This is a genomic window from Vibrio sp. M260118 (assembly GCF_036533755.1).
Classification (GTDB): Bacteria; Pseudomonadota; Gammaproteobacteria; order Enterobacterales; family Vibrionaceae; genus Vibrio.
Genome location: NZ_JATABG010000372.1, coordinates 1 through 3,349, shown reverse-complemented (window position 1 = coordinate 3,349; position 3,349 = coordinate 1). Strand labels below are relative to the sequence as shown.

The window sequence follows — 3,349 nt, the reverse complement described above, 5'->3', positions numbered from 1 at the left end:
CCATTATAGTGTCTCTTTCTTTCATTTGAAACCTAAATGAAGGCTCAATTATAACTCATGTTCAGTACGGGCAATGATGTCATCCTGAGCGTCTGGCGACAGCGCAGTGAAGAACGCAGAGTAGCCTGCAACACGCACAACAAGGTCACGATATTGCTCTGGGTTCTCTTTCGCCGCCAATAGGGTATCGCGCGAAACAATGTTGTACTGCACGTGCCAACCTTTGTGGTGATTAAAGAAGGTACGAATCAACATAGACAGCTTGAGTTTATCTCCTTCTGACGCCACTGCCGCCGGGCTTAACTTCTGGTTAAGCAGTACGCCACCGAGGATCTTGTTCGCTTGGATTTTACCAACAGAATTGTAAACCGCTGTTGGACCTAAACGATCTGAGCCTGATGATGGGCTTGCCCCCTCTGCTAACGGTGTTTTCGCTTTACGACCGTCTGGTGTCGCCATGGTTGACGCGCCAAATGGGACGTTTGCTGAAATACTTGATGTACCTGCGTAATAACCGCCGCCAATTGGACCACGACCATGACGAGTATTGACGAACTGCTCTAGCTCATCGATGTAAACTTGGTAAGCATCAGCCAACAGTTGGTCGACGGTATCATCATCGTTACCATATTTTGGTGCAAAGTTGATTAAACGCTGACGAAGCTGCTCGTTCTCACTCCCATCAAAATCTTCTGCTAATGCTTTAGCTAACTCGGGTTGCGTAATTTGCGCGTCATCAAAAACCAGGTGTTTGATGGCCGCTAAGCTGTTACCTAAGTTTGCGATCCCCACTTGTAAGCCTGAGACCCAATCGTATTTCGCACCGCCTTCTTTCACGGTTTTACCACGCGCCAAACAATCATCCACCAGTGTTGAACAGAAGATATCTTGCGCCTGTTGCTCAAGAACCGTATCGACCACAGTATCAATCTCAATCGACTTACGCGCGTAGTAGCGGATCTGCTCAGCCCACGTCGCCGTCACTTGCCCAAAGTTAGCGAAGTTGCCTTTTGCCAGGGATTTATCATGTGGTAAGAACGCTTTACCCGTTGTCGCATCCACCCCTTCGTTTAGTGCAGCGAGCAGGATACGAGCAAAGTTAATGAAGCTCATACCAGTACAACGGTAACCCCATTTGCCCGGAACAGCGGTTTCAATGCAGCCAATCGATGCGTAGTTGTAGGCGTCTTCTTTCTCTACTCCAAGCTTGATGAACTCGGGGATCACAATCTCATCATTGTTAAACGCAGGCATACCAAAGCCACATTTAATCACTTCAATACAACCCATCAAGAATTCTTGGTTCAAGCCTTCATGGTAACGCACGCTCAAGTTTGGTTGAGTTGAACGCAGTTGACCACAAGATTCGAGAATCGCCCATGAGAGTGGGTTTACTGCATCTTCTGGCTCCCCCTTGTCATTGAGCTTTTGACCACCGATACACACGTTCTGATACAGCGGTGAACCTGCAGATGCTTTTGAGTGCGCGCCAGAGCGGATCTTGTTTACTTCAAGCAGCTTCAGCCAACAGCTCTGTAGTAGCTCCAACGCAAACTCTTTTTCAATCGCGCCGTTCTCAATATCACGAACATAGAACTCGTTTAGGAACTGATCCATACGACCAAACGAAACCGAGTGGCCGTTAGATTCAATTTGCAGCATAAGCTGAACAAAATAGCTCAGTTGTAGCGCTTGCCAGAAGTTCTCCGGCGCATGGCTAGCAACATGACGACAGTTAGCCGCAATGCTTTCAAGTTCCGCTTTACGCTCAGGACGACTCTCTTCAGCAGCCATTTTTGCAGCCAGTTCTGCATAGCTCACCATGTGGTTTTGAATCGCAACTAAAACGATCTCAACCGACTTATAGAACTGCTCTTTCTGCAAACCTTCATACGTTGCAACATCATTGCTTACGCGGTGTTGGCGAACCTCTTCGAGCAGGCCATTCATACCTAGCTTGAGGATCTTTTCGTTATCGACGGCAAGGTGCGCATCACCCGAAGTCATATTGCCTTCTGCTTTGATGATGGTACTGGCTAATATCTCTTGCTGCTCATCAGTAAAGAGACCATAACAGCGATCTTGAACCGTTTTACCACGCCAATATGGGGTGATGGCGTGGATACTCTGTTTATCTTCTTCGGTAACCGCAAAACCCGCTCCTGGTCGGTCAGCGAGATCATCAATCTCGGCCTCAATCCAACGCACTGTGTACTCAGGAAAAATAGGCGCAGCACGCACCTTGCTCGCTTGGTTACCGACAATCAGTTCATCGTGTTTAATCCAGATAGTACGAGTACGTAAGTGTTCTTGTAGCGCTAACGCACGTTGAACAATCACAGGTTTGTCTTCGTTCGCTTGATAGGCACGAGTGTATGCCTCTGCACGCTCAGTACAGACAGGCGGAGTTACGATGTTTACCAGTGCCAATTTGTGCGCTTTGATGCGCTCTGGAAGGGTGTTCAGGTTCATAGTTAACCTCTAACAATCACGTTAAGTTGGGTGTTGTCGCTTGCGTATTGCATGGCGCTTTCTAGCAGTTCTGGTTTGTTTAATGGCTTGTCAGAACACAGGTAAGGCATATCGAGCAAACGGTATTTGTTGATGCCGAGCGTGTGATACGGCAACAAGTGAAGTTCTTGGCAGCTTTCTAATGAAGCAGCAAAATCAATGATGTCTTGCAACTCTTCGATGGTGTCGTTAAAACCCGGTACAACGGGAACACGAATCACAATCCTTTTTGCAATCGGTGCCAGCTTGCGAAAATTGTCTTTGATGCGCTTTAGGGAGCCCTTGGCCCAGCTAAGGAACTTTTCTTCATCAGTGTGTTTGAGATCCGCGAGCCAACAATCAATGTGCGGGGCCGCTTTTTCCACGTTCTTCCACGGCACATGCATGCAAGACTCAATCGCCGTCGAAACTTGGTTGTCATGCAATCGCTGCGCAAGCTCTGCCACCAAATCCGCTTGCATCAACGGTTCTCCACCAGAGAAGGTTACTCCGCCTTGGCTCTGGTCATAGAACGGCTTGTCTTTCATCAGAGTGTCAAACAGCATGTCTGATTGCGCTTCTTGACCACAAACACTGAGTGCCTGTGTCGGGCAGACATTTTGCAACGCGATCAGTTGATCTTCTTTTATCGCTTTACGGTTGATGGTGATTTGATTGTCGATACGTTGAATGCCATCACCTACTCCATCATTCACAGTCTCTTTGTATGCCGATACGCAAAGTTGGCAGTCGTCCATACAGCTGCGCTGATCAAACAGTAGCGAATGCTTTTCGCTGCGACTCTCTGGGTTTTGACACCAAGGACAGGCCAAGCTGCACCCTTTGAGAAAAAGAATTG

The 3,349-nt window shown here is 47.9% G+C and carries 2 protein-coding genes; both read right to left on the bottom strand.

What is annotated here, in order from left to right; all coding sequences use genetic code 11:
• Positions 1-48: 48 nt before the first annotated feature.
• Positions 49-2,472: a formate C-acetyltransferase/glycerol dehydratase family glycyl radical enzyme gene (locus tag QTO00_RS16925; protein ID WP_331425825.1), complete on the bottom strand. Its 2,424-nt coding sequence runs from the start codon at positions 2,470-2,472 to the stop codon at positions 49-51.
• A 2-nt stretch (positions 2,473-2,474) separates the two neighbouring features.
• On the bottom strand, positions 2,475-3,347 hold the full coding sequence (locus tag QTO00_RS16920) for a glycyl-radical enzyme activating protein (RefSeq protein ID WP_331425824.1): 873 nt from the start codon (positions 3,345-3,347) through the stop codon (positions 2,475-2,477).
• Between the last annotated feature and the right edge of the window lie 2 nt (positions 3,348-3,349).